This is a genomic window from Guptibacillus hwajinpoensis (assembly GCF_020171785.1).
Taxonomy (GTDB): domain Bacteria; phylum Bacillota; class Bacilli; order Bacillales; family Guptibacillaceae; genus Guptibacillus; species Guptibacillus sedimenti.
In genome coordinates this window covers 243,776-268,777 of record NZ_JAIVAE010000008.1, presented here as the reverse complement: position 1 = coordinate 268,777, position 25,002 = coordinate 243,776, and the positions used below count along the sequence as shown (strand labels likewise).

The 25,002-nt window shown below is 39.8% G+C and carries 24 protein-coding genes and 2 rRNA genes; 21 read left to right on the top strand and 5 right to left on the bottom strand.

Annotated elements, in window-relative coordinates; genetic code table 11:
- From LCL91_RS13785 to LCL91_RS13745, 9 genes are all read left to right on the top strand, one after another.
- Nucleotides 1–121, top strand: a 23S ribosomal RNA gene (locus tag LCL91_RS13785); the annotation flags it as partial.
- A gap of 177 nt (nt 122–298) precedes the next feature.
- Nucleotides 299–415, top strand: a 5S ribosomal RNA gene (gene rrf / locus LCL91_RS13780).
- 274 nt (nt 416–689) lie between these two features.
- Complete coding sequence (locus LCL91_RS13775) at nt 690–2,102, top strand: cryptochrome/photolyase family protein (protein ID WP_224883195.1); 1,413 nt, start codon at nt 690–692, stop codon at nt 2,100–2,102.
- A gap of 104 nt (nt 2,103–2,206) precedes the next feature.
- On the top strand, nt 2,207–3,697 hold the full coding sequence (locus LCL91_RS13770) for a spore germination protein (protein WP_224883192.1): 1,491 nt from the start codon (nt 2,207–2,209) through the stop codon (nt 3,695–3,697).
- Between the two features lie 12 nt (nt 3,698–3,709).
- Nucleotides 3,710–4,798: a GerAB/ArcD/ProY family transporter gene (locus LCL91_RS13765; protein WP_224883190.1), complete on the top strand. Its 1,089-nt coding sequence runs from the start codon at nt 3,710–3,712 to the stop codon at nt 4,796–4,798.
- The gene (locus LCL91_RS13760; protein ID WP_224883188.1) at nt 4,795–5,859 is read left to right on the top strand and encodes a Ger(x)C family spore germination protein; all 1,065 of its coding nucleotides are present in this window, start codon (nt 4,795–4,797) and stop codon (nt 5,857–5,859) included. Before LCL91_RS13765 ends, LCL91_RS13760 begins: the two co-directional genes overlap by 4 nt.
- A gap of 137 nt (nt 5,860–5,996) precedes the next feature.
- Nucleotides 5,997–7,508: a histidine ammonia-lyase gene (gene hutH, locus LCL91_RS13755; RefSeq protein ID WP_224883186.1), complete on the top strand. Its 1,512-nt coding sequence runs from the start codon at nt 5,997–5,999 to the stop codon at nt 7,506–7,508.
- A gap of 72 nt (nt 7,509–7,580) precedes the next feature.
- Nucleotides 7,581–8,075, top strand: a complete 495-nt coding sequence (locus LCL91_RS13750) for an Lrp/AsnC family transcriptional regulator (protein WP_159781296.1) — start codon at nt 7,581–7,583, stop codon at nt 8,073–8,075.
- A complete protein-coding gene (locus LCL91_RS13745) occupies nt 8,072–9,250 on the top strand; it encodes an aminotransferase (RefSeq protein WP_224883184.1) in 1,179 nt (392 codons plus the stop codon). Before LCL91_RS13750 ends, LCL91_RS13745 begins: the two co-directional genes overlap by 4 nt.
- Before the next feature lie 38 nt (nt 9,251–9,288).
- Here LCL91_RS13745 and LCL91_RS13740 read toward each other — a convergent pair whose 3' ends face one another.
- Nucleotides 9,289–9,525, bottom strand: a complete 237-nt coding sequence (locus tag LCL91_RS13740; RefSeq protein WP_224883182.1) for a hypothetical protein — start codon at nt 9,523–9,525, stop codon at nt 9,289–9,291.
- A gap of 252 nt (nt 9,526–9,777) precedes the next feature.
- Here LCL91_RS13740 and queD point away from each other — a divergent pair, with 252 nt between their 5' ends.
- From queD to queC, 3 genes are read left to right on the top strand one after another with little or no spacing between them, the layout of a single operon-like run.
- On the top strand, nt 9,778–10,254 hold the full coding sequence (gene queD, locus LCL91_RS13735; protein ID WP_224598065.1) for a 6-carboxytetrahydropterin synthase QueD: 477 nt from the start codon (nt 9,778–9,780) through the stop codon (nt 10,252–10,254).
- Nucleotides 10,247–10,975, top strand: coding sequence for a 7-carboxy-7-deazaguanine synthase QueE (locus tag LCL91_RS13730; protein WP_224883180.1), 729 nt, complete (start codon nt 10,247–10,249; stop codon nt 10,973–10,975). Before queD ends, LCL91_RS13730 begins: the two co-directional genes overlap by 8 nt.
- Before the next feature lies 1 nt (nt 10,976).
- Nucleotides 10,977–11,651: a 7-cyano-7-deazaguanine synthase QueC gene (queC, locus tag LCL91_RS13725; protein ID WP_224883178.1), complete on the top strand. Its 675-nt coding sequence runs from the start codon at nt 10,977–10,979 to the stop codon at nt 11,649–11,651.
- Nucleotides 11,652–11,857: 206 nt separating this feature from the next.
- Here queC and LCL91_RS13720 read toward each other — a convergent pair whose 3' ends face one another.
- Nucleotides 11,858–12,943, bottom strand: a complete 1,086-nt coding sequence (locus tag LCL91_RS13720) for a citrate synthase/methylcitrate synthase (protein ID WP_224883176.1) — start codon at nt 12,941–12,943, stop codon at nt 11,858–11,860.
- Nucleotides 12,944–13,059: 116 nt separating this feature from the next.
- Between LCL91_RS13720 and LCL91_RS13715 the strand changes: the two genes are divergently transcribed.
- Nucleotides 13,060–13,938, top strand: coding sequence for a LysR family transcriptional regulator (locus LCL91_RS13715; protein WP_224883175.1), 879 nt, complete (start codon nt 13,060–13,062; stop codon nt 13,936–13,938).
- Between the two features lie 145 nt (nt 13,939–14,083).
- On the opposite strand, the gene LCL91_RS13710 is transcribed toward LCL91_RS13715, so the two are convergent.
- Nucleotides 14,084–14,488, bottom strand: coding sequence for a hypothetical protein (locus LCL91_RS13710; RefSeq protein ID WP_224883174.1), 405 nt, complete (start codon nt 14,486–14,488; stop codon nt 14,084–14,086).
- 111 nt (nt 14,489–14,599) lie between these two features.
- On the opposite strand from LCL91_RS13710, the gene LCL91_RS13705 reads away from it, so the two are divergent.
- A complete protein-coding gene (locus tag LCL91_RS13705) occupies nt 14,600–15,436 on the top strand; it encodes an SPL family radical SAM protein (RefSeq protein WP_224883173.1) in 837 nt (278 codons plus the stop codon).
- Nucleotides 15,437–15,515: 79 nt separating this feature from the next.
- Here the strand turns inward: LCL91_RS13705 and LCL91_RS13700 are convergent, their stop codons facing one another.
- Nucleotides 15,516–16,679 carry a S1C family serine protease gene (locus LCL91_RS13700; protein ID WP_224883172.1) on the bottom strand — a complete coding sequence of 388 codons (1,164 nt, stop codon included), beginning with the start codon at nt 16,677–16,679 and terminating at the stop codon, nt 15,516–15,518.
- Between the two features lie 23 nt (nt 16,680–16,702).
- Complete coding sequence (locus tag LCL91_RS13695; protein ID WP_224883171.1) at nt 16,703–17,860, bottom strand: zinc ribbon domain-containing protein; 1,158 nt, start codon at nt 17,858–17,860, stop codon at nt 16,703–16,705.
- A 665-nt stretch (nt 17,861–18,525) separates the two neighbouring features.
- On the opposite strand from LCL91_RS13695, the gene LCL91_RS22130 reads away from it, so the two are divergent.
- The 7 genes from LCL91_RS22130 (at nt 18,526) to LCL91_RS13665 (ending at nt 24,900) form a co-directional block, all read left to right on the top strand.
- A complete protein-coding gene (locus LCL91_RS22130) occupies nt 18,526–19,110 on the top strand; it encodes a TetR/AcrR family transcriptional regulator (RefSeq protein WP_305078295.1) in 585 nt (194 codons plus the stop codon).
- A gap of 1 nt (nt 19,111) precedes the next feature.
- Entirely contained in the window at nt 19,112–19,435 is a 324-nt protein-coding gene (locus LCL91_RS13685; protein WP_224883170.1) for a DMT family transporter, read from the top strand.
- Between the two features lie 12 nt (nt 19,436–19,447).
- A complete protein-coding gene (locus tag LCL91_RS13680) occupies nt 19,448–19,765 on the top strand; it encodes a DMT family transporter (protein ID WP_224883169.1) in 318 nt (105 codons plus the stop codon).
- Between the two features lie 56 nt (nt 19,766–19,821).
- Complete coding sequence (locus LCL91_RS22060; RefSeq protein WP_255640036.1) at nt 19,822–19,950, top strand: RAxF-45 family protein; 129 nt, start codon at nt 19,822–19,824, stop codon at nt 19,948–19,950.
- 185 nt (nt 19,951–20,135) lie between these two features.
- Nucleotides 20,136–21,989 carry a ribosomal protection-like ABC-F family protein gene (abc-f, locus tag LCL91_RS13675; protein ID WP_224883167.1) on the top strand — a complete coding sequence of 618 codons (1,854 nt, stop codon included), beginning with the start codon at nt 20,136–20,138 and terminating at the stop codon, nt 21,987–21,989.
- Nucleotides 21,986–22,789 carry an aminoglycoside N(3)-acetyltransferase gene (locus LCL91_RS13670; protein ID WP_224883165.1) on the top strand — a complete coding sequence of 268 codons (804 nt, stop codon included), beginning with the start codon at nt 21,986–21,988 and terminating at the stop codon, nt 22,787–22,789. The genes abc-f and LCL91_RS13670 overlap by 4 nt, the downstream gene beginning before the upstream one ends.
- 263 nt (nt 22,790–23,052) lie before the next feature.
- Nucleotides 23,053–24,900 (top strand): PAS domain-containing sensor histidine kinase, encoded by a 1,848-nt coding sequence (locus LCL91_RS13665; RefSeq protein WP_224883162.1) that lies wholly within the window; start codon nt 23,053–23,055, stop codon nt 24,898–24,900.
- The last annotated feature ends 102 nt before the right edge of the window (nt 24,901–25,002 follow it).

Sequence of the window (25,002 nt, the reverse complement as noted above, 5' to 3'; positions counted from 1 at the left end):
GAGATTTCCCACAGCATTAAGCTGGTAAGATCCCTTAGAGATGATGAGGTAGATAGGTTCGGGGTGGAAGCGTGGCAACACGTGGAGCTGACGAATACTAATCGATCGAGGGCTTAACCTAAAACGAAAAGCGAAGTAAGCCGTTTAAATCCGACAAGCGTTGGAGGCTTTTGAATCAGACGCGCTTTTTGCGTCAGAATCAAAAGGTGAAACGATCAAGGATTTGGCTTACGTAGCTGGACACATTATTGGAATACGTTGGGCATGCTATCTAGTTTTCAGGGAATACCCTGTAAAGTCTAGTGACGATGGCGAAGAGGTCACACCCGTTCCCATGCCGAACACGGAAGTTAAGCTCTTCAGCGCCGATGGTAGTTGGGGGATCTCCCCCTGCAAGAGTAGGACGTCGCTGGGCAATGATGAAAAGCGAGAAACCATTTGGTTTCTCGCTTTTTTGTATGGTTTTATAGATGTTTCACTAGCTCAAAGCCCTCATTCATGACGTTCGCGGAATTAATCTCAAATTCGCGGAATAAATTCAACTATCGCGGAATTATTAACTACTTTCCACGTATTGCCTTCATCTATCACGCTCAAAGAAGTATCCCTACCCCTAATCAACCTTCTAACACATTAAAACTATCAACAACTCTTCACTCGACTTAAAATAAGAGAAGAGGTGAAGGAATATGAGTAAAACCGTTATTGTCTGGTTTCGTCGTGATTTTCGTTTAGACGATCATACTGCTCTTGAAAAGGCCATTTCCTATTGCGAAGAAAACGATGCAGAATGGATGGGAATTTTTCAATTAGATCCACATTTCACGGAGAACATTGATCTTCATCATGATTATTTTTTTCAAACGGTAGCACAGTTTCAAAATAGGTGCCAAAAGGAAAATATCCCTTTCCAAATTGTTTATGGTCATCCGATTGATGTATTTGAAAAAGTAACAGACACCTTAGATGTGAAAGCCGTCTTCTTTAATGAAGACAAAACAGGTTACGGTGCGCGTCGTGATGAAGAAGTTTGTGATTGGTTAAAGGAAAAAGAGATCGAATTTCATTCTTATCAAGATTATTATTTACACGACACACAAGATGTAAGAAAACAAGATAATACGATGTACAAAGTCTTTACACCGTACTATAAGAAGTGGCGCACATTGAAGAAACCACAAGTGCTCCAGATTGATTTAAAGAAAGCTAAGAATTATGCTCTCAAGAATAGTCATTCTCTTAATTCCGATAAAGAATTTAAAAACGTATTAGAACAGTGTGGGCGTGATTGGAAAGCGATTGGAGAAAAGAGTGCCCATCAGCGTGCAAGGCGTTTTGTGAAAGAAAGATTAAAGGATTATGATCATTATCGTGATATTCCTTCACTCGTTGGGACAAGCAAATTATCTCCATACTTAAAAACAGGTACACTATCTGTTCGAACACTTTTTCATATGGTAGCAAAAACAGATAATAAAGGGGCAGAAACGTTTATCCAGGAACTTGCCTGGCGAGATTTTTATGGAATGGTTCATGAGGAATTTCCTGAATTTCGTGAGCGTGAGTTTCAAACAAAATACCAAGGGATTCCATGGAATGACGATAATGATAAATTAAGCAGTTGGAAAAAGGGGGAAACTGGATTTCCAATTGTTGATGCTGGGATGAGACAATTAAATCAAGAGGGATGGATGCATAATCGACTCAGAATGATCGCTGCCTCTTTTCTCACTAAAGACTACCTTATTGATTGGAGACGTGGCGAACGGTATTTTGAAGAAAAACTCATTGATTATGATGAGTCTTCTAACACTGGAGGCTGGCAGTGGGCTTCTTCCACCGGGACAGATGCCGTTCCTTATTTTCGGATTTTTAATCCTACCACGCAAGCAGAGCGTTTTGATCCGGAGGGGACTTATATTCGAAAGTACGTTCCAGAATTAAAGAACGTGCCGAAAAAATATATTCATCAACCGTCAAAAATGAGTGAGGAAGAACAAAAGGAAAGTAAATGTGTGATTGGACGAGATTATCCTCACCCAACTGTCGATCATAAAGAACAGCGTCAAAAGGTACTCAGTGTTTATAAGGAAAGAACTTAACGAGATCAGGTGCTTCTTAGCATTTGATCTTTTTTTGTGGGATAAGGCATTGAGAACTGTGCATGCTAATCGGAAGAGACTGTAACGTACGGAGATGATTACTTTTGAAATGGTTTAAGCGAGGTGCATCTGAAAAACCGAGTACATTAGAAGAAATGGTCAAGGATCTGAAGCAATCAATCGACTTTGTTTCGTATGAGAACAAAGAGAGTGATCAGTCTTATCGTTTAATCTACTTTGCCTCTCTTATTGATCCTGAGCAGTTACATCGTGATATTTTACCCGTAATAAAAGAGTGCGAATCGAAATCGCTCGAAGATTTAAAAGGCATCCTTCCTATAGAGAATATTGAAATACAATCTAAACTGTCACTTATCCAGGAACGTTTATTAGAAGGACATGTCGCTATTCAACTTTCAAGGGGTCAAAAAGTACTTTTAGTCAACATCAGTTTGCGTAAATCTAGAGATCTCTCTGCACCAGAAATTGAATTTAGTGTAATGGGACCAAAAGAGGGATTAGTAGAGGATCTTCATACAAATATGAATTTAATAAGGCGCAGAATTCCTCATCCCAGGTTAAGGATGAAGGAAATTACTGTCGGAACGGTCAGTAAAACAAAGGTAGTCGTTGCTTTTATAGAGGGTGTTGCGAGTGAGCAGAATATCAATACAGTTATGCAACGTCTAGAAGATCTTGATTTTGACATAATCTCTGATTCTTCTTTTATTGGTCAGATGTTAGAAGATAACTCGTTCTCAGTTTTTCCACAGATGATTGATACTGAAAGAACCGATCGGATTACGGGGCATATGAATTTTGGTGCTTTTGCAATCTTAACAGAAGGGTCTTCTAATGCTTTAATTGGCCCAATAAACTTTGGTCAATTGTTGGTTTCATTTGAAGATTATTATCTAGGTTGGAATATTGCTTCGTTTTTTCGTATTGTGCGAATGATTGCGATCTTGGCATCAATTATTGCAACTCCTTTGTACGTGGCGGTATTAACGTATCATTATGAGTTATTTCCATCTAAACTATTAGCAACATTAATTTCTTCAAGAAGTGACATCCCATTTTCACCAGTCATTGAGGTTTTTTTTCTAGAAGTGACGATTGATTTATTACGTGAGGCTGGGGCAAGAATGCCAACAAAAGTTGGTCAAACCCTTGGTATCGTTGGTGGTATTGTCATTGGAACGGCTGCAGTAGAAGCTTCCCTTACAAGTAATATCCTTCTAATATTAGTTGCCTTGTCAGCGCTAGCATCGTTTACAACGCCTGTTTACCGCATGACAAACACCATTCGGTTTTTGCGCTATCCTTTGATTGGATTCGCTCAATTTCTAGGTTTGATCGGTGTCGCGTTGTTTGGCTTATTCATTTTGACACATATGATTCGGTTAACGTCATTTGGAAATCCGTATCTTGCGCCATTATATCCGCCAAGAATAAAAGATTGGTATGACTCTTTTTTCCGTTTACCTTATGTGATGCAAAAAAACAGGTTTCAATTTTTTCGAGGAAACCAATCAACACGCTTTGAGGATAAGAAAAAAAAGGCAAAGCATTCGTTGGACTTTGATGAGCAGTAGAGGGTGAGTTCTATGGAGCAAAAGCGAAATGATCTTCTAATTTCACCATTCCTAATCATGTTTATTATTCATAGTAATCAAGTGGGCGTCGGGATATTAGGATTTCCGAGGTATATTGCGGCTTATACAGGGAATGATGCCTGGATTGTCGTGATTATAACGGGGATTATTTTTCAAGTTTTTATATGGATGATGTACCGTGTTCTTAGTGATGGCTCATTTGATATTATCGACCTTCATAATAAATGGTTTGGGAAATGGATTGGTTCCGTATTTAACCTTGCCCTAATGATGTACTTACTATTAGGTACGATTGTCATACTACGCACGTTTATAGAAGTGATTCAGGCTTGGATGTTTCCTGAGTTAGCGACATGGATCCCAGTGGCGATGTACCTTTTGTTAACGTATTACGTCCTAGCAGGAGGGTTTCGGACTGTAGCAGGTATTTGTTTTTTTGGTGTTTTAATTCCGATGTGGTTGGTATTTACGGCAACGGCTCCAATCAAGTTTTCGACATTTAGTAATTTACTGCCGATCATGGATCATTCGTTAAAAGAAATTGCTCTTGGAACAAGGCAAATGACGCTTAGTTTTGTAGGTATTGATATTTTATTACTCGCATACCCCTTCTTAAAAAATCCGAAAAGCTCCCGGATATGGGCTCATATGGGCGTGCTATTAACGACTTTGATTTATACGATGGTGATGGTCGTTTCGTTAGCTTTTTATAGTGAGGGTCAACTTCAACAGTCAATATGGTCTACATTAATTGCGTGGAAAGTGGTAGAGCTTCCTTTCGTTGAGCGCTTTGAGTACATTGGAATTACCTTCTGGTGTTTTGTTGTTTTTCCAAACATTTGTCTCACGATGTGGGGAGCCAGTCGCGTTGGTAAAAAAGTGCTTCATATAAAGCAGAAGTACTTTATTTTTATTCTTATCACATTTGTATTTATCGCATGTGTAATGGTTGTCAATCGCGATCAAGTTGACTATCTAAATACGCTAACCTCTATAATAGGTACGTATGTGTATTACTTTTATATCCCATTTATTTTCCTATACAGTACGATTTGGAGAAAGGTGACAAGACGAATATGAAATATGTGTGTAGCTTACTCTTATTCTGTTTTCTCCTTACGGGATGTGTGGCGGAAGAAATTATTGATGAAGTTCCCATTCTGTTTATTGTAGGATATGACCAGGGGGAAAATGGAAAGGTAAAAGGAACGATCTCCCTTCAAACATTTGATCCCAATCAAGAGGTAGAAACGAGAGCTTTTGAAGCGGAAGCTTATACGAGTAAAGGGCTTCGGAATCAATTAAGTGGACTTCCTAAGCCAATTTCGATTGGAAAAATGGCTGTTTTGCTATTTAGTGAAGATATGGCGGAAGAAGGAATTATTGATATTCTCGATAGTTTCTTGAGAGATCCTGCAGCAGGCCGATTGATTTATGTTGGGGTTGTAGAGGGAAGTGCAAGTGAATTAATAAAAAATGAATTTCAATATTTGCAAGGAATCGGTCCATTTTTACAGAATCTTATTAAGCAATCAGTGGAGTATGGGAATATGCCAGAAAATAATATTCATTTATTCGACTACAAATATTATGGTGATGGAATGGATCCCGTTACTCCTATTCTGAGGATGGAAGAAACGGAGGTTAAAATTAAAGGTCTTGCTTTGTATGATGATGATAAAATGGTAGGTAAGCTTAACCTAGATGAAATGTTTATATTTGCTTTGATTAATAAAAGCTTCAGCGCAGGGTTATATGAATTAGAGCTTCCTGATGGAGAGTACGCAAACTTACAAAAAATAAAATCCAAGGTAAAATATAAAGTAGAAAATGGGAATACAGATCCTTCACTAAACATATCAGTTAAGTTAAATGGCAATATAGTAGAATATACCGGTGAAAAGTTAACAAAGGAAAAGAAGACAGAAATCGGTCAAACGTTCGAAAAGAAAGTAGAAGCGCAGGGACTTGACATGATCGCTCATTTTCAAACGTTAGGAATTGATCCTTTCTCCATCGGTGACCATGCCCGAAGTCAAACAAGAAACTTTGATTTTAAAAAATGGGATGAACGTTATCCGGATCTCCCTGTTACAATTGATGTAAAAGTGAATATTGGAGAATCAGGTATCATTGACTAAGGAAGGGTGTTGAAGGCCCATGAGCAATTACACCAATTCGAGTGATAGCAAAAACCGTTTTAAAAATCGATTCGATTTTTAAAACGGTTTTTTTCATGGACCTTTACTTAGATAATAAGGTAGAGGAGTGGGCGAATATGATTCTTCTAGATGGCAATCGTTTATCACTTGCGCAATTAAGAGAACTTTTATATAACGGTGAACGAGCTGATTGTTCATATAAAAGCTTACAGAGGGTGGATGAGAGTAGAGAAGCAGTAGAAACAATCGTGGCGAATGGCAAAACGGTGTATGGTATTACGACTGGATTTGGTAAGTTAAGCGATGTTCATATCTCTTCTTCAGATGTTGATCAGCTACAGTTAAATCTTATTTATTCCCATGCGTGCGGAGTAGGAGATCCGTTTCCACCGATTGTTTCAAAAGCGATGCTGTTGCTTCGTGCAAATGCTTTGCTAAAAGGCTTTTCTGGTATCAGACGTGAAGTCATTGAACGCCTGATTTTGTATGCGAATGAGGATATTCTTCCCGTTGTTCCCCAACAGGGTTCGCTGGGGGCCAGTGGTGATCTTGCTCCGTTAGCTCATCTCGCCTTGCCGTTACTAGGAGAAGGAGAAGTATTTTACCGGGGAAAACGCGAAAAAGCGATCGTTCCGTTAAAGGTGAAAGGAATTCAACCAATACAATTAACAGCAAAAGAAGGACTCGCCTTAATTAATGGTACTCAAGCAATGACGGCTATGGGAGCTGTTACTTATCTAGAAGCCGAGAAACTTGCCTATGAAGCCGATGGTATTTCAGCGCTAACCTTAGAGGGATTGCGAGCGATAACAGATGCTTTTGATGAAAGAATCCACTTGGCAAGAGGATATCCTGAGCAAATGGATGTAGCAAGAAGGTTAAGAAAACTTTTAAAAGGTAGTCGACTCACGACTAAACAGGGTGAAGTTAGGGTGCAAGACGCTTACTCTATTCGCTGTATCCCTCAAGTTCACGGTGCGTCCTGGCAGGCGCTGGGTTATGTGAAAGAAAAGCTCGAAATCGAGATGAATGCGGCAACAGATAACCCACTTATTTTCGATGGGGGGGCGAAAGTGCTATCTGGGGGGAATTTTCATGGTCAGCCAATCGCACTAGCGATGGACTTTCTTTCTATTGCTATGGCTGAGTTTGGGAGTATCTCAGAACGACGCATTGAGCGGCTTGTTAATCCGCAATTAAATGATTTACCTGCATTTCTAAGTCCAGAGCCGGGGCTCCAATCAGGTGCTATGATCATGCAATATGCGGCTGCTTCCCTAGTCTCAGAGAATAAAACATTAGCACATCCTGCTTCAGTTGATTCGATCCCCTCCTCAGCTAATCAAGAGGATCATGTTAGTATGGGAACGATTGGAGCTCGTCATGCGTCGCAAATTACGACAAACGTTAGAAGGATTCTCGCGATTGAAGCCATTTGCGCCATGCAGGGTATTGAATACCGAGGTGAAGACCAACTCTCTCCTGAAACGAAACGAATTTACCAGTCAGGTAGACAGATAGTAAAAAAAATTGATTGTGATCGTATTTTTTCATATGATATTGAGCGTTTCACAGAGTGGTTGAAAAACGAGAATGAGATTACGAATATTGTGCTAGGATTAAAGTAGGTTAGAGTGAAATGAAATAAAGCAATAAGAATGATATAGTAGATGAAATAGATACAATCAGGGGGCCTTTCCATGAATGAAAAAGAAATCGAAATTCTTGAGATTTTAGAAGAAAATGCACGTATTCCAATGGATGTGCTAGCCGATATGGTTGAATTGTCGGTTGAAGAAGTAGAGAAAACAATCAAGAGACTTGAAGAGCAAAACATTATTTTGAATTACTCGTCTGTCATCAACTGGGATAAGACATCTGGAGTAGATGGAGTTGCAGCTATGATTGATGTGAAAGTAACACCAAAACGAGACGTTGGCTTTGATGAAATCGCTGAACGAATTTATCGTTTTCCAGAAGTGAAAGCTGTTTACCTGATGTCAGGTGCGTTCGATTTATCTGTACAGATCGAAGGTAAAACAATGAAAGAAGTGGCCTTTTTTGTCTCAAATAAGCTATCCACGCTCGATTCAGTTCTTTCGACAACAACGCATTTTCTGCTAAAGAAATATAAACATGACGGTGTCATCTTTGAGCCCGAAAAGAAAGATAAGCGGATTGTGGTGTCGCCATGAAGCATGTTCAACAGCAATATGTGTCTAAAACCGCTTCGCAATTAAAACCATCAGGCATTCGAAAGTTCTTTGACCTTGCATCACAAATGGATAACGTTATTTCACTTGGTGTGGGTGAGCCTGATTTTGTGACACCGTGGAATGTATGTGAAGCTGGCTACGCTTCACTTGAAAGCGGTTATACGGCTTATACGGCAAATGCGGGGTTACTTGAGTTAAGAGAAGAAATTTCTTCGTATCTGTCAGAGCAATTTTCACTCAATTATTCAGCTGAATCTCAAATCATTTTAACGGTAGGAGCAAGTCAGGCGATTGATTTGGCTTTTCGAGCGGTAATAGATCCAGGCGACGAAGTTATTATTGTCGAACCTGGTTTTGTCGCTTATGCTCCAGCTGTCACGCTAGCAGGAGGTACGCCTGTTTCCTTAGAGACAAAGGCAGAAGATGAGTTTAAAATCACTCGTGAATCGCTTGAAAAGGTGATAACGAAGCGGACAAAAGCCATTCTTCTTTGTTTTCCGAGCAATCCAACAGGTGCAACGATGTCTGAAGCAGAACTGAAGAGCGTAACGGACGTCATTGAAGAACATGATCTTCTCGTATTATCGGATGAGATTTATGCGGAATTAACTTACGATGAAACGCACTACAGCATTGCACGTGTCAATGGAATGAGAGAGCGTACGATTCTAATTTCTGGTTTCTCAAAAGCTTTTGCGATGACTGGGTGGAGACTAGGTTATGTGACCGGTCCTGAAGAGATCATTTCGGCCATGTTGAAGATTCATCAATACACAATGATGTGTGCGCCCACAATTGCTCAGCATGGGGCACTTGAAGCGTTGAAAAGTGGGAGAGAAGATCTCGAGCGAATGAAAAAGAGTTACCGTCAGCGAAGGAATTTCCTCGTGAAATCATTTAATAATATCGGTCTTTCTTGTCATATGCCAGGTGGTGCATTCTATGCGTTCCCATCCATACAGGCAACTGGAATGACGTCTGATGAATTCGCTGAAAAGCTATTAGAAGAAGAGCGGGTTGCCGTTGTTCCAGGGCACGTCTTTGGTGCCGGTGGCGAAGGATATGTTCGCTGTTCATACGCAACATCCATTGATTCTTTGCAAGAAGCGGTTAAGCGAATTGAACGTTTCATGAAACGTCGTCAACAAGCATAATTGAGAACGCCGTCCATCACTTTGGACGGCGTTATGTATTAATAGGATGTTGGATCATCTTTACTCATTGTGATACCAGAAGATGATTGTTTTGCCACCAGCTGACGCAACAATTCATTTTGCTCCTGATCTGAAGCGTTCTTTTGCTTCATAAAACTCATGGCCTTAAAAATAAAGACAATCGTTAAAACAATGATAAATAAAAGAATGGCGACATAAAGAAAACCAAAAAGACCAAATAGCACACCAAAGCCTTCCATTCCACTTTCAGACATACTTTCTCACCTCCATTATATTTGTATATTTTACCACTTCTTCAATCAAATGAAACTTCATTAAAAGGGGAAGGCACACCACTCGCCTTTTCTTAACAGACGTGGTGTGATATTATTATCAAGTTGGAGAGTTCGTAATTCCCTCCTCTCGTAAAACAAAACTAGGGACCGTGAAAATGATAGCCCAAATCTCTGAATGGAGTTGGGGTTTTTCATGCGTCTCCCTTACTGAATAATGAAGGGGGCTTTTTTATGTCTTTTATGATTCCAAAGAAGGTTGAAGTACTTGGAGAAGATATTCAGAAAAGCGAATTAAAATATCATCATAAACGGGTAGCCGTTACGAAGGAATTTACTTTTGATGCCGCTCATCACCTGCATTGCTATGATGGCAAGTGCAAAAGCATGCACGGGCATACGTATAAATTAGTGATCACGATCAGTGGATATGTTAATGACATTGGTATATCAGTTGATTTTGGTGAGATTAAAACATTATTTAAAGAAGTGATTGATTCGAAGTTAGATCACCGTTATTTGAATGACGTCCTTCCAAACATGAACACAACAGCTGAAAATATGATTGTCTGGATGTGGGAACAGTTGGATCAGGCCCTCACAGAACGCAAGATGAAAGATCTTGGTCAGCGCATCGAGGAACTGGTTCTTTACGAGACACCAACAAGCTACGCAACGCTGAAGCGGGAATGGATGGAAGACAATGAATAAATGGGATCTACCAGAACAATCCGAATACTTGCAGTGGGAATTACCGATGGTTGAGGTGTTTGAGACAGTAGAAGGAGAGGGAACGCGAGCGGGTTTTCCAACCGTTTTTGTACGCGTCTTTCACTGTAACCTACGCTGTAGCTGGTGTGATACGCCGTATAGCTATGCTCCGGATAAAGCAGAATACACAGGATCTATTGCCTCGATTATTGATCAAATTAAGCAATATAAGAGTCGTCATATTTGTTTTACAGGTGGAGAGCCACTGATCCATCGTGAAAAATCAATGGCGCTTCTTCAAGCCATGGTGGATCTACCGCATATTGAAGATATCCACATTGAAACGAACGGGGCGATAGATCTCACTCCGTATGAAGCCGTTCGAAGAGACGACAAAGCGTGGCAAGAAAAAGTTCGATTTGTAATGGATTATAAGCTTCCTGATTCTGGTGAGCAGCATCGTATGCTTCATGAGAACTTTACGCTGCTTGATACGCAGGATGAAATCAAATTTGTGATTGGGTCTGATGAAGATTTCACTGTCGCTAGTGAGGTTGTTGCAGAAAATCATCAAAAAGGCCAGGTCCTTTATAGTCCAGTTTGGGAAACGATGCCGCCACATAAGCTCGTTGATAAAATTCTAGAAGCCGGATTGAGTCAAGTGAAGCTAAGTATGCAGCTTCATAAGATTATTTGGGATCCGAATCGAAGAGGTGTGTAAGATGAGTAAAAAAGCAGTGATCGTTTTAAGCGGTGGTTTAGACAGTACTACATGTATGGGAATGGCAAAGGAACAGGGGTATGAGCTTTACCCGATTACGTTTCACTATGGTCAAAAGCATAACCGCGAAGTGGAGCAGGCCAAAAAAGTAGCGAACTATTACAATGCACCTGATCATCGCATTGTAAACATTAGTTTTCTAAATCAAATTGGTGGTAGTGCCCTCACAGATGATTCAATTGATGTACCGACAGATATGGATGAAGATGAGATCCCCGTAACTTACGTGCCCGCACGTAACATGATCTTTCTTTCCCTTGCATCTGCTTATGCAGAAGTCATTGGTGCAGAAGCGATCTATATCGGTGTATCGGCTGTTGACTACAGTGGTTATCCTGATTGTCGACCTGAGTTCATTGAAAGCATGAATGAAACGGTTAATTTAGCTACAAAAGCAGGCGCAACAGGTAGTGAGATGAAGATTGAGACCCCGCTTATTAACTTGACGAAAGCTGATACTGTTAGCGAAGGGTTAAGATTAAACGTTCCCTATGAATTAACGACATCTTGCTACAATGGTGAAGAAGAAGCGTGCGGCGAGTGCGATAGCTGCCGATTGCGTCTGAAAGGTTTTGAAGAAGCTGGAGCGGTTGATCCGATTCCATATAAAGCGTAATAATAGTAGAAAAGCAGCCTGCTGAGGGATTCCAGCAGGCTGCTTTTTTGGAGTTTAGCCAATAAAGTTGAGATTTGGCCAATATAAATCAAATTTAGCCAATATATTCTCGTTTTGGCCAATATACACATCATTTAGCCAATAAGCTTCTTTTCGGAGGCTTGGTTCGACAAATAGCGCGGGTGACAGGCACCACCAACCACCACTTACTCCGGCATATTCCCGCTATAAACAGAGGATGGGCGAATAATGCGGTTGTTTTCATTTTGCTCATAAACGTGAGCAATCCAGCCAGCGGTTCTTGCGGCTGTAAACGTAGGCGTAAATAGTTCTGTAGGAAGCTCAATGGCTCTTAAGATCGCTGCAGCATAATATTCAACATTCGCATAAAGTTTACGATCAGGTTTGTACTCCTGTAAAAGACGTACAGCAGTTTCTTCTACTTCGTGTGCTAATTGAAACTCTTCATCATCATAAAAGTCTGAAGTGATTTCGCTTAAAGCGGCAGCACGGGGGTCTCGGGTTTTATAGACGCGATGACCAAAGCCCATAAGCTTCTCACGATTTTCAAGTTTATCCCGTAATACTTTCTCCGCGTCTCCATCTCGCTTAATTTCGTCTAACAAATCAATTACACCAGTTGGAGCGCCGCCGTGAAGTGGCCCTTTCATAGCACCAATCGCTCCTGTAATAGCCGATGCCAGGTCACTTTCAGTTGAAGCAATTACGCGTGCTGTAAAAGTAGAGGCATTTAGACCATGCTCCATTGTTAAAATAAAATACGCTGTTAATGCTTTCACATGATTGTCCTGAGGTTGCTTACCTGTGAGCATGTATAAATAATTCCCTACATGAGAAAGTGATAAGTCTGGTTCAACGACAGGTAATCCTTTTTGAGTTCGATAGCGATAAGCAATGATTGTTGGAACAATACTCAGTAGTTGAATGCCCTGCTCTTGCGTCGCAGGAAACTGAAACGATTGATTACCGATGGCAGACAATACAGTTCGAACAACACTCATCATTTCCGTGTTATCTGGCAAACGATTGATAATTTCTTTATGACTCGTCGATAAAACTCTTGCTTCACCAAGTGATGAAGTAAAAGCATTTAGTTGCTTAGCATCAGGAAACACGCCATTCCATAGAAAATAAGTAGCTTCTTCAAATGACTTTTCTTTTGCGATGTGTTTAGCCCATTCTCCTCGATAGACGAGCCATCCATTCTCGCCGTCCACAAGGCTGATCTTGGAATCAGCTGCAACGATTCCTTCTAAACCTGCATGAATCATATGCTCAACTCCATTCTGTTCGTCTTGTTTTTAGTCTATCGTTTCGTTATGATTATGACTAATAAATTATTAACTTATAATTAATAGAGATTCGTAATTAATAGGAGTGCAATAAGATGAACATTAATTGGATTAAAACGTTTGTTGCGGCAGCAAGTTACGAAAATTTTAGGGAGACCGCTGAGAAACTATATCTTGCCCAACCAACTGTAACGGTTCATATTCAACAGCTCGAGAAACAGGTTGGTAGTAAGTTGTTTATGAAAAGTGGACGTCGGGTTGTCCTTTCTGAAGCAGGAAGGCAGTTTTTACCTCATGCGAAGGAAATGATGGAGCAGTATGAGCAAAGCTTACGTCATATGAATGGTTGGCGACAGGGATACCATCACAAATTAACGCTCGCTGTATCTCCATTGATTGCAGCAACCGTACTTCCGAGTGTGTTACAGCAATTTATGAAAGCTTATCCATCGATAGAAGTTGTTGTAAAAGTGAGTGAATCGAATGAGATTGGAGGGATGGTGGCTAGAAATGTGGCAGATTTCGGGCTATCTCGCATGCAATCGGTAGAGACCCATCTAAAGTGCGAGCAAATTGGAGCTGATCCGATTGTGCTTGTCGTTCCACATGATGGTGGCGATGCTGAAACGAGTCTGCCGCTTTCGCTAAATGATTTTTGTACACAGTTAACGCTCCTAACGCACAATCATCCGGATTATTGGGACGATCTATTAGTCGAGTTAAGATCGAAATACGAAGGCATTCGGACGATGGTTGTTTCACAAGTTCATATTACAAAACGGTTTATAGAAGAAGGATTGGGGTATTCTTTTCTACCACGTTCCTCTGTTCAGCGAGAGCTATTTGAAGGAAGGATGCTACAAGTAGATACGAGAGAAATTAGGCTACCTGAGGTTCACACGTACCTGGTCTATCACCATTTATCGGATGAAGCTGTGAAATTCAAAGAATTTATCGAACGAAACCTCCAATGAAAAAGCCCGATCAGCGTCCTGATCGGGCTTGGCTCTTATTTTCCGAGTGTGAAATAAGAGTGTGGGATAGGTGCGTGAGTATAGATCCTAAAGGCTAGCTTTCACGCTTTCCTAGTATGTGTTAATTAAAAAAAACTATGCGTGATTAGTAAGAAGTAAGTCCCCAAATTTTCCACTCTTTCTTTTCTTTTGTAGCAAAAAGATGCATCCTTACAGGGAGTTGCACTGATTTTTTTGTGATAAGCACGTCAATTAAAAAGGTGTGGTCTGCCACCTTTTTCTTACAGGCTTTCAAAGCAGGTTTGTAATAGTGAGACGTTTTCTTTAAAGGAGAAATGCTTACAATTTGCCACGTTTTCGTGTCCTGGTTTGTAGCCATAAGTCCTGCTAGGAGTGAGTTCGCTTTAGAAGGAAGTCCTTCCTTGGAATTTACCTCACTTAAAATGGGGGTTGGACACTTTCCTTGAAGAAGCTGTACCGGACTAGCTGCGTTCGAAGACATTGGTAAGAGAAAGAAAATAACAAGTGTTGCGCTAATGTATCGGTTCAAGATGCATTCCACCTTTCTCTGCTTACAGTGTCCAGAATGAATAAATGTATACAGGGAGATCGAATGTATGTTCGGTTTGTGCTATACTTAATGTGAAGGGAGGGAGAAGAATTGAAACCTTCAATTGAATCAAAAACAGCTCGATCGATCTTAACCAAAGGCACTGGGTTTCTTCATGGGTATAGTCATACGCTTAATCCTTACGCTGGATGTGCCTTTGGGTGTTCGTATTGCTACGTTAGAAGAATGCCGATATCCCTTTTTAGAGAAGAAGATTGGGGAGCCTGGGTAGATATAAAAGAAAATGCAACTGATCTTGTGAAGAAAGAAATCCCGAAAGCACGTAAAAAGGGTCGGGTATCGATCTTTATGTCTTCTTCGACAGATCCGTATCAACCAGTGGAACATAAAACGCACTTAACGAGAGGGTTGTTAGAGGCGATGATCGAAGAAAGTCCTGACTTTTTGTTTCTTCAAACCCGGTCTCCACTCGTTACAAGAGATATCGACCTTCTAAAGCAATACAAGAATAAAATCCTTGTCAGTATGACAGTAGAAACCGATCTTGAGTCAATTCGCAAAATCTTTGCTCCATCAGCTCCACCGATACAGGCAAGATTAAAAGCGATTCAAGAATTACGCTCTGAAGGTATACCAGTACAAGCTGCTGTCGCACCACTTCTACCATGCTCAGAGCAATTCCCACTAAAGTTAGCTGAAGTAACGGATCGCCTTACACTTGATGACTTTTTTATGGGAGATGGAAGTGGGGGCAAACGAACGGAGCAGCTTGGGATTCGAAAATTATTTGAGGAAAATGGTTTGAATGATTGGTATGATCGGCAGGCGTACTTGAAAATAAAACGTCGACTACAAGAGGTTTTCCCTGAAAACGCGATTTATATTTCTCAAGAAGGTTTTTATCCCCCAAAAGGAAGCGATTGTTAAATCGCTTTGACCATAAATTAACAAAAAAAGGTTAGAAGTGATTCTTCTAACCTTTTGTGTGGTGACGCTATGATAATCTTTATTTTAATTTCTGAGCATTTCCATTTAGAATTTTTAACTGGTCATTTTCATAACCGACTTGATAAGTAACATTATAGAGTGAGGTCGTCGTTTTTTTATCCTCAGTGCGTTCATTTGCATTAATTGTTGCCGTTACTTTTACTTCGTCATTGGTTTGATTTAAGCTACCGGTCATATTCGAAACTTCAACATTGAGAGTATGGATGTAACCCTTCCGAAAATTTTCATAAACCATCTCGCTTTGCCAGCGGCTTCCAAGCAGAGAGTAGGCTGTTACATAGTCTTGAGTGGATAGACTTTCATAAAAGTACCCAATGAGGTAAGTAGCATTATTTTTAAAATCTTCTCCCGTCAGTCCTTGAGGTGTAGCTACTTCTTCTTTACTTTCATCATCGACTGTTAGTTTAATCGGTTCATCAGACCAGCCTTTGATTTGGTCGATGACGTTTGGAAGTGGGATGCTAAACCCAATGGCGCCTGAATCTGTACCAGCAGAATTGATCGCAATGGCTTCACCTGTAATAGCATCGATAAGAGGGCCACCACTGTTTCCTTTTGTAATAGGTGCTGATATCTGGTAAATATGTTCATAGCGATAAGGCTCTAAAATAAACTCTCGATCTAAACCACTAACAATCCCGGTTGTTACAGTGTTTTGTAGCCCGAGAGGACTTCCAAGAGCGATGATGTTATCGCCAACTTCTGCCATGCGTTCCTCAGCAACTGTAAGCGGGGGATTCTCTTTTAGGCCAGGTACGCGTATGACCGCTACATCAGTTATATCTCCCATACCAATAATCTGCGCTTCGAATTGTTTAGCGTCGGACGTTTTAACTGTAATCTTTTGTGCTCCTTTAACGACATGAGCATTCGTAATGACGTCCCCTTCCGAATTGTAGAGGAAGCCAGAGCCTGAAGATGACCCGTCTTTTAAATTAACCTCAATTTGGACGACGCTTTTTTGTGTTTCATGAATCACGGATTTTAAATTTGGTTCTTCAGCTGTCTTTTCTGATGTATCTGTTTTTTTACCGAGAGAAGAAGTTGCTTTAACGGCCGTATTCGAGTAGGAATCATGTAAAAAATAAAAACCTATGCCTCCGATAACTAGAATGAACAGAGAACTAGTCAGGGATAGGAGTAAAGCTAATTTCTTGGACATCCGTTGTTACATACTCCTTTCAGTTAATCCAAATACCATGTAAAGTGATCAATTTGTACAGTAAACTCATCAAGATTCTCCACCTCATCACCAACATCATAGATCATAAAATCAAATTTTCCTGTATCGTCAGGATATAGTTTGTCGGGATTAATATACACTTCACCTTGATCGAATTCGTTCCCCTCCCCGTCGATTACCTTATAGGAGGCTCCAATCGAGTTTACCGGGACGGTAGCTTTGCTTGTCACTTGACCAGTTACTTTTAATTCGTCGTAATCGGTTATTTCCGTTTTTAAATCGGTTAGTTCAATTGCACTCGTTCGGTTCATTTCTTCTTCTTTTGCAGCTACCACCATCGCATGTTCAATGCGCTTTTGTTGTTCCTCTTCAAAAGAATTTCGTCTTTTTTCAATGACGGTCTTCAGGTTTGATAATTTTTCATGGTCTTTATTAATCTGTAATCCTTCGTCAACGGCATTGAGTGCTTCTGTAAAGTGATTTTCTTCTAAAAATTGATTCGCTTCATTAATTGTAAAGTCTATTAGCTGACTGCGAATTTGACTAGCAATTTCCTGCGCCTCATCAACCTGTAACGTTTCTGCTCTCGTCAAAACAGGTTTCAATTCATCAATCGATTTTTTTCCTTTCATATCATACTTTAACTCAGCAACCATGACAGTTGTTCGAGCGGAGGCGATCTTATTCTGTAAATGAGAGGAAACTTCTCCATTATAAGCAGCTGTTGTATCCTCAGCTTGTCGAATGAATTCGAGTGCTTCATTATAGTGGTCCTGCTGTCTTTCCTTTTCAGCCTGATTAAGCGTATCTTCGACGGTAAGTGCAGTGGCAACTATATTTCTATTCACTTCAGCTGCTGGGAAATGATTTCTGTTTTTTTGTGCTTCTTTAAATTGTTCTTGAGCTGCTTCAAAATCGCCTTTCTTCGCCAACTCTTCTCCTTTTTCAAATGAGCGAATCGCTGATTGCGTTACCGATTCTTCATAAAGATAATAGCCTGAAAGGGAGATAGCGAGGATAAGGAAAATCATCAATGGTAACCAACGCCACAAAATGGAAAGACTTCGGTTGGAGTTTTTCTGCAAAATCAGTTCTTTTCCGCAGGAGAAGCAGAATTGTTCATTTTGGCCTCTCTTTTTTCCACAATGTGGACAATACATTCTTATTCCACCTGCTTTCAATCTCAATCACTAGTTATATTTTGACACATTTTATTGAAGAGGGAAATATCTTTCAAAGGGTTGTTGGTTAATTGAAATATAAAGCAATTTTCACGCAAATTTTGCATTTTATCCTTTAACTAAGCACTTTGTGTCTCGTTATTAATACGAAAGACATGATTTGATTGAACGTGAATAAAATTGAGTGAATAGTCGCAGGTCTATAATCCTGATATCTTGTAATATTAGTTGTTTCATACGTTCGTCCCGTGTTTTAGGGTCCTGTTCACACCATATATCCTTTGATAAGATGATCTCAAGACCCCCTTTCAAATATTCCGTTACCAGGAAGACCGGCATTCGCCGGTCCTTTTTTTTTGTGGTGATTCATGAAAGCAAACAAGCGAAGGGTCTTTAGGGAAGGGAAACACCTTTTATTTTTTAAGGAAAGTTATTCTATTTTGAAACCTCATTCCTTGCAGTATCGTCTAATAGTTGAAAACCCTTATTCCCTTAGATGTAGCTACCGAGATCCCATTCTGGTAGCTGCTTTTTTTAGTTTCATTGCAAAAATGAGAATGAATTGGTATAATAACTAACGAACGGTAGGTAGTGTCCTGCGTTTTAATTTTCCTCGTAAACTAACGATTGGTAGGTATTGTGGAATGAAAAAAGATTCAACTCAAGATCGCATTAAAGAGGTTGCACTCATTTTATTTGCTCGTAAAGGATTTGAAGGAACTTCCCTATCAGAAATCGCTTCAGGTGTTGGAATAAAGAAGCCTTCTCTATATGCACATTATAAAAGTAAGGAAGATCTCTTTTTAGGCGTCATCCATAAAGTTTCCGTTGATTACAATGCGTTTTTTATAAAGACCGCAGAAGAATTAAGCGATCGGAGCCCAGAAGATCAGCTTTATTATCTGCTTCACAAAAACACAGGTTATTTAAGAAATGATGAGTTAGGTCTGATCTTTAAACGAATGATGCTGTTTCCACCTGAATCGCTAAGATCAGACATATACGCTATGTTTGAAAAAACAGAAGATGTGATGAGACAGGTGATTCAATCAATCCTTGTACAGATGGTCCGCGAAGAGGAGTGGGAACAGGTTTTTGATGCTTATTTATGTCTACTTGACGGGGTGTTTGAACAGGTTTTCTATTATTCACCTGAAGAGCATAAAAAACGTTTGGAAAATTCGTGGTCGGCTTTTATTAAAGGTGTTTATAGTAGGGAGGAGAAGTAGCATGGCATGGATTTATCTTGTAATAGGTGGTCTGATGGAAGTTTTATGGGCAATTGGCTTAAAATATTCTGATGGATTTACGAATCCAATAATTAGTTTGTTAACGATTGTAGGAATTGTAACAAGTTTTTACTTTTTTGCGAGAGCGTTAAAGTATTTACCTGTTGGTACGGCCTATGCCATTTTTACTGGACTTGGAGCCGCAGGAACAGCGGTCATTGGCATGATGTTTTTAAATGAATCAATTAGTTTAATGAAAATCTTTTTTATCATATTGCTCATTTCTTCCATTATTGGCTTAAAGCTGAATGCGAAGGAAGCATAGGAGGAGTTTACAATGGCATGGATTGCATTATTAATCGCTGGGCTTGGTGAAGTTGGCGGTGTAATTAGTTTAAAGTTATCTGAAGGGTTTACTAAATTAAAACCGTCTATTTTTACGATCCTATTCGGTTCGGTGAGCTTTTTTATGCTGTCCTTATCTTTAAAGGCATTGCCAGTAGGTACGGCTTATGCCATTTGGACGGGAATTGGTTCAGCGGGGAGTGTTTTAATTGGGATGTACTGGTTTAAGGAACCAAGAAACCGAATGCAATTAGTGTTAATATCCTGTGTCGTCATATCCGTTGTGGGGCTTCGCGTAGCAGAGGGTTGATTTTGTCAGATCATTCAGATAGAATAGAATTATTAATTAGAGGAGGTGTGGAAGAGATGTCTAACGCTTTTGTTCGTACGGAATTTATGGATTATGTATCGATTTGCCGTGCGATTTTTCATGAAGTTGCTAATGAGGGGACAAGTGTGTCCAAATTCAGCAACTTCATAGAAATAAAAGCGTAAGGCTCTCTTACCCTGCTTCAGGCGGAATCGATAAATGAACAGTTAAGGGAGCGGTAATTTGCCGTTCTCTTTTTTCTTTAAGTACGAGGCTTCATAGTGGCTTAAAGATGATGTATTCCAGATTAAACCACAGGTAAGGGGTAACCTTATTTGTGGTTTTTTTGTTTGTAGAAAGGATGATAAACATGATATGTACTGCACAAAGAATTAGTAAAATGCTTGGTGGAAATAGCTTATTTGAGGATCTTTCATTTGAAGTAATGGAGAATGACAGAGTTGGAATCGTAGGTAGGAACGGAAGTGGAAAAACGACTCTTTTAAAACTTATAGCGGGAATTGAATCAATTGATCATGGTGTGATCCATTATAAGAAGGGAACAAAAGTTGGTTATTTAGCGCAAAGTGCGAGTGATTCTGATTTAGCAGTTAAAGAAGTTCTTAGAAAAGCTTTCACTAACCTTATTACAATGCAAGAGCGAATGAGCGAACTCGAATCGGAAATGGGGAGAGGGGATGAGAATGATCGCACGTTAAAGGAATATGGACAACTGCTTGAGGTTTTTACGAGAAAAGGTGGATATGAAATTGATTCGTCTATAAATTATGTCGCAAATGGACTTGGGATCAAGGACCTTCTTTCTACATCCTTTGATCGACTGAGCGGTGGGGAGAAGACGAAAGTCAGTCTTGGTATGTTATTGCTTCAAGAACCTGAATTATTGTTACTAGATGAGCCAACTAACCATTTGGACGTGGAAGCAGTGGAATGGCTGGAGACGTTTATGCAGCAATATAAGGGTACGATTGTCATTGTTTCACATGATCGCTATTTTCTTGATGAAGTTGTGACGAAAATAATGGACCTGGAAGATGGTGAATTACATGTTTATCAAGGAAACTACAGTGGTTTTGTAGAAAAGAAAGAAAAATTGTTGCTAGCTGAATTTGAAGCTTATCAAGAGCAACAAAAGAAAATAAAGAAAATGAGAGAAGCCATTAAACGATTAAAAGAATGGGCAAATCAAGCGAATCCACCGAATGCTGCGCTTCACAAACGGGCGAGGAATATGGAAAGAGCGCTTGAACGCATCGATAAAATCAAGCGACCTCTTCTAGAAAGAAGAAAAATGGGATTGCAATTCGATTTGAATGAGAGAAGCGGAAAAGATGTCGTTCGTTTTGAAGATGTTTCAATTGGTTATCAAGGACGATCATTAGTAAAGAGTAGTAACTTGCACATTCGTTACGGGGAACGTGTGGCGATAGTAGGGAAAAATGGAAGTGGGAAAACAACGCTTTTGAAAGCGCTACTTGGCTCAATTCCGCCTCAGTACGGAAAGGTGAGCATAAGTGGAAGCGTAAAAGTCGGTTATCTGTCTCAACATGTTTTGAAAGAAAGTGGACAGAAGAGAGTTATTGATGCGTATCGGGATATTGCAAAGGTTTCTGAATCAGATGCAAGGCATGAGTTAGCCAGCTTTCTTTTCTATGGTTACAGCGTTTTTTCGAAAGTATCATCATTAAGCGGTGGGGAGAAAATGCGACTGGGATTGGCCCAGTTAATGAGTCAGAAGCTGAACTTATTAGTACTTGATGAGCCAACAAATCATCTCGATATTGACTCGAGAGAAATAGTAGAAGATGCACTCGATAAATTTACAGGTACCATTATTTGTGTCTCTCATGATCGCTATTTTTTAAATAAATGTTTTCCGGTAACGTACTGGATAGAAAATATTCATCTCCACCACTATATTTATCCTTACAGTGAGGCAAAACAAAAGCACCTTCAAACCTTTGAGCAGGAAAAAGAATCTACGGTTAAAAAGAAGAAGACTAAAACGGATCCGGTGGAAGCGGAGGTAGGGCTTGATGCAGAAGCAGAAGTCGAAAAACTCGAGGGACGTCTTTTTGAAATTGATCAGCTAATAAGCGTGACGAATTGCAGAAGAGAATATCAGGATTTATTTGTTGAGAAAGAACAGCTAAGTTTAAAACGAGAACAATTATATGAAATGTTAATGGGGGAAGAGAGATGACAGAAAAAAAAGCGATTCATACGGTTTGTATGCCACACACAGTCAGTAGTCTTGTAGCGGACTTTCGCGAGTTAGGGATAAAGGAAGGGATGACTTTAATTGTGCATACTTCACTTAGTTCACTTGGGTGGGTATGCGGAGGTGCTGAAGCCGTTATTCAAGCGCTTATGGAAGCGGTTGGAGAAGATGGGACGCTCGTCATGCCTGCTCAATCTGCCGGTAATTCAGATCCGGCAGATTGGATGGCACCCCCTGTTCCTGAATCATGGTGGCCAGTTATTCGTGAAAATATGCCGGCCTTCTCATGCGAAACAACAGCAACAAGAGGTATGGGCGCGATTGCTGAGCTTTTCAGACGATTTCCAGGGGTCGTAAGAAGTCATCATCCAATGTACTCTTTTACAGCTTGGGGGAAGAACAAAGAGTACGTGACGGAGCATCAACCGCTCCAAGCAGGATTTGGAGAGACATCGCCTCTAGCTAAAATTTACGAGCTAAATGGAAAAATTCTTTTCATAGGTGTTGGCCATGAGAGCAATACCTCACTTCATTTATCTGAGCATGCGAAAAAAAATCAAGTATACGTTACAAAATCAGCGGCGTTGATGGAGAATGGTGAGAGGGTTTGGAAAACCTACAGCGAAATGGACTACGATTCAGAATGTTTCGAGAAGATCGGCTATGAATTTGAGAGAATGGAAAACTATCAAACAATGAAAATTGGAGGTGCTGTATGCAAGTTGTTTGATCAGAGAAAGGTAGTCGAATTTGGACGGGAATGGTATGCAGAACGTTTTTAATAGCCGTTATAATAAGTTAACAGTTTAGCTATATACCTTTTCTCCATTCGTACAAATGCCTCATAAAGTAAATGGTACTTTAGGAGCTAAAATGATACAGGTGCTGTAACCGATTTAATGTAAAGAACTTCTTTCGAGAGGTTCTTTTTTATTATCAGGCAATTATGCAGGAAAATAAGCCCCCTTACAAGAAGATATGATTGAAACATTATTCTCCCTCCAAAGACCTATTTATTCAACTATCATGTTTAGAAGGAGTAGCTATGACTTATAACAAAGAGAATATGACCTATAAAAGCTCGAGCCCTCCTCCTGACAATGTTTTACAAGAAGAGAGGGATAAGGTAACGAGTTTAGTGAAGTACTATGAAGACTCTACAACAGCTCTTGTCGTTCAAAAAAATGAGAAATGGCTTTATATAAACGCTGCAGCTGTTTATCTTCTTGGCTATAACGATTTTAGTGAACTAGAAGGAAAGTCGATTTGGGAGACGATTCATGCATCAGAGAGACAAACTGTTTTAAAGCGAATCGAGGCTTCGATCAATGGAGTGAATCCTGGCGCTTTCATTCAACGTTGGCTAAGGAAAGATGGGTCCAGTGTTTCTGTAGAGGTTTTGGCGATTCCAGTGGAGAATTTTCTTGGTCAAACGTCAGCGATTATAAAAGAGGTTGATCATGAGACCAAAAAAATACAAGAAATGTACGCAAACTATGAGCTCATTACTGAGAATATGAATGAGATTATTAGTTTACTTGATGCGAACGGAAGACTACTTTATGTCTCGCCTTCCTATCGAGATTATGCTCGAGCAAGCATAGATGAAGAAATTGGGCGCAGTTCGATTCGATATATTCATATGGAAGACAGGGAACATGTGAGAACAGAGTTTTATAAGCTGGTTAAATTCCGCAAGCCTTTAATGATTAAGTATCGTATGCAGCGAAAAGATGGGGTTTTTCGTTATATTGAATCCCAGGGGACGTGCATCTTAAACGAAGAAGAATGTTCTTATGTGGTCGTTTCAAGAGATGTGACTGAAAAACACGAGGCTGAGATGAAATTGCAATTAAATGAGAAAAAGCATCGCATGATCCTTGAACACAGCAATGACTTAATATGTATGATGAATCATGAAGGGATTACTGTCTACGCCTCCCCCTCCTATAAAGAAGTATTAGGTTATGAGCAAAGCGAGGTTATCGGGAAGGATATTCTAAGGTTTATCCATCCTGAAGATTATGAAAAATGTCAGAAAGCTATTCGAAGCTTAACGGAAACGAAACAATCAATTACAACCGTTTATCGAAAACGGCATGCTTCTGGGCACAGCGTTATTCTCGAAGCAAAAGGGATGGCTGTAAGCGAGGGGGATGAGCAAGTTAATCATTTTGTATTTATATCAAGAGATATCACTGAAAAAATACAACTAGAGCAATATAGAGAAAATATTGAAAAGTTAGCAATCATTGGTGACGTGGCGGCTGGTTTTGCACATGAAATTCGAAATCCACTTACATCAATTAAAGGCTTCTTAAAACTTTTAGCGAAGAAAGAAGCAGAACATGATAGGATGTATCATCAAATTATTGAAGGAGAGCTTACCAAAATAGAAGAGGTAATCAATGGCTTTATTTCCCTTGCAAAACCAGAGGCAGGTGAAGTTGCTGAGGTAAGCTTATTAAAACTAATTAAAAATGCGATTAACATATTAACACCGCAGGCTGCTTCCAAAAACATTAGGATCAATATTAGCAGTCAGTTAAAAACAATCGTCATTAGTTGTAAAAAAAATCAGATGAAGCAAGTGTTTATTAATATTCTAAAAAATGCAGTTGAAGCGATTGAGGAAAATGGAAAAATCGATGTCATTCTAGAAGAAAATCAAAATAACGTTTCCATTGAGATCCATGACAATGGCGTTGGAATTGAAGAAGAAAGACTTGAGCGAATCGGTGTGCCGTTTTATACAAATAAAGAAAAAGGCATAGGCCTTGGTATGACTGTGAGTAACAAAATCATTACCGAGCATAAAGGTAGTCTTCGAGTGGAGAGTGAACCTGGAGAAGGGACGCGGGTTTATATTCAGCTTCCAAGGAATGCGGAGTGAACTCTTATTTAGAATTGGTATTACTACCCAATCCATTTGTTAGACAGCACGTTAATGCTTTGATGAATTATTAAGAATCAAAGAAAATGAAAAAGGGGCAGT

Excerpts from the sequence above, each read along its gene's own strand:
- LCL91_RS13685 (WP_224883170.1), top strand. The coding sequence starts at position 19,112 with ATGGCATGGATTTATCTTGTAATAGGTGGTCTGATGGAAGTTTTATGG.
- LCL91_RS22060 (WP_255640036.1), top strand. The coding sequence starts at position 19,822 with ATGTCTAACGCTTTTGTTCGTACGGAATTTATGGATTATGTATCGATT.
- LCL91_RS13760 (WP_224883188.1), top strand. The coding sequence starts at position 4,795 with ATGAAATATGTGTGTAGCTTACTCTTATTCTGTTTTCTCCTTACGGGA.
- LCL91_RS13745 (WP_224883184.1), top strand. The coding sequence starts at position 8,072 with ATGAAGCATGTTCAACAGCAATATGTGTCTAAAACCGCTTCGCAATTA.
- LCL91_RS13775 (WP_224883195.1), top strand. The coding sequence starts at position 690 with ATGAGTAAAACCGTTATTGTCTGGTTTCGTCGTGATTTTCGTTTAGAC.
- abc-f (WP_224883167.1), top strand. The coding sequence starts at position 20,136 with ATGATATGTACTGCACAAAGAATTAGTAAAATGCTTGGTGGAAATAGC.
- LCL91_RS13670 (WP_224883165.1), top strand. The coding sequence starts at position 21,986 with ATGACAGAAAAAAAAGCGATTCATACGGTTTGTATGCCACACACAGTC.
- LCL91_RS13665 (WP_224883162.1), top strand. The coding sequence starts at position 23,053 with ATGACTTATAACAAAGAGAATATGACCTATAAAAGCTCGAGCCCTCCT.
- LCL91_RS13695 (WP_224883171.1), bottom strand. The coding sequence starts at position 17,860 with ATGTATTGTCCACATTGTGGAAAAAAGAGAGGCCAAAATGAACAATTC.
- LCL91_RS13720 (WP_224883176.1), bottom strand. The coding sequence starts at position 12,943 with ATGATTCATGCAGGTTTAGAAGGAATCGTTGCAGCTGATTCCAAGATC.
- queD (WP_224598065.1), top strand. The coding sequence starts at position 9,778 with ATGTCTTTTATGATTCCAAAGAAGGTTGAAGTACTTGGAGAAGATATT.
- LCL91_RS13740 (WP_224883182.1), bottom strand. The coding sequence starts at position 9,525 with ATGTCTGAAAGTGGAATGGAAGGCTTTGGTGTGCTATTTGGTCTTTTT.
- LCL91_RS13750 (WP_159781296.1), top strand. The coding sequence starts at position 7,581 with ATGAATGAAAAAGAAATCGAAATTCTTGAGATTTTAGAAGAAAATGCA.
- LCL91_RS13730 (WP_224883180.1), top strand. The coding sequence starts at position 10,247 with ATGAATAAATGGGATCTACCAGAACAATCCGAATACTTGCAGTGGGAA.
- LCL91_RS13680 (WP_224883169.1), top strand. The coding sequence starts at position 19,448 with ATGGCATGGATTGCATTATTAATCGCTGGGCTTGGTGAAGTTGGCGGT.
- hutH (WP_224883186.1), top strand. The coding sequence starts at position 5,997 with ATGATTCTTCTAGATGGCAATCGTTTATCACTTGCGCAATTAAGAGAA.
- queC (WP_224883178.1), top strand. The coding sequence starts at position 10,977 with ATGAGTAAAAAAGCAGTGATCGTTTTAAGCGGTGGTTTAGACAGTACT.
- LCL91_RS13765 (WP_224883190.1), top strand. The coding sequence starts at position 3,710 with ATGGAGCAAAAGCGAAATGATCTTCTAATTTCACCATTCCTAATCATG.
- LCL91_RS22130 (WP_305078295.1), top strand. The coding sequence starts at position 18,526 with ATGAAAAAAGATTCAACTCAAGATCGCATTAAAGAGGTTGCACTCATT.
- LCL91_RS13715 (WP_224883175.1), top strand. The coding sequence starts at position 13,060 with ATGAACATTAATTGGATTAAAACGTTTGTTGCGGCAGCAAGTTACGAA.
- LCL91_RS13700 (WP_224883172.1), bottom strand. The coding sequence starts at position 16,679 with ATGTCCAAGAAATTAGCTTTACTCCTATCCCTGACTAGTTCTCTGTTC.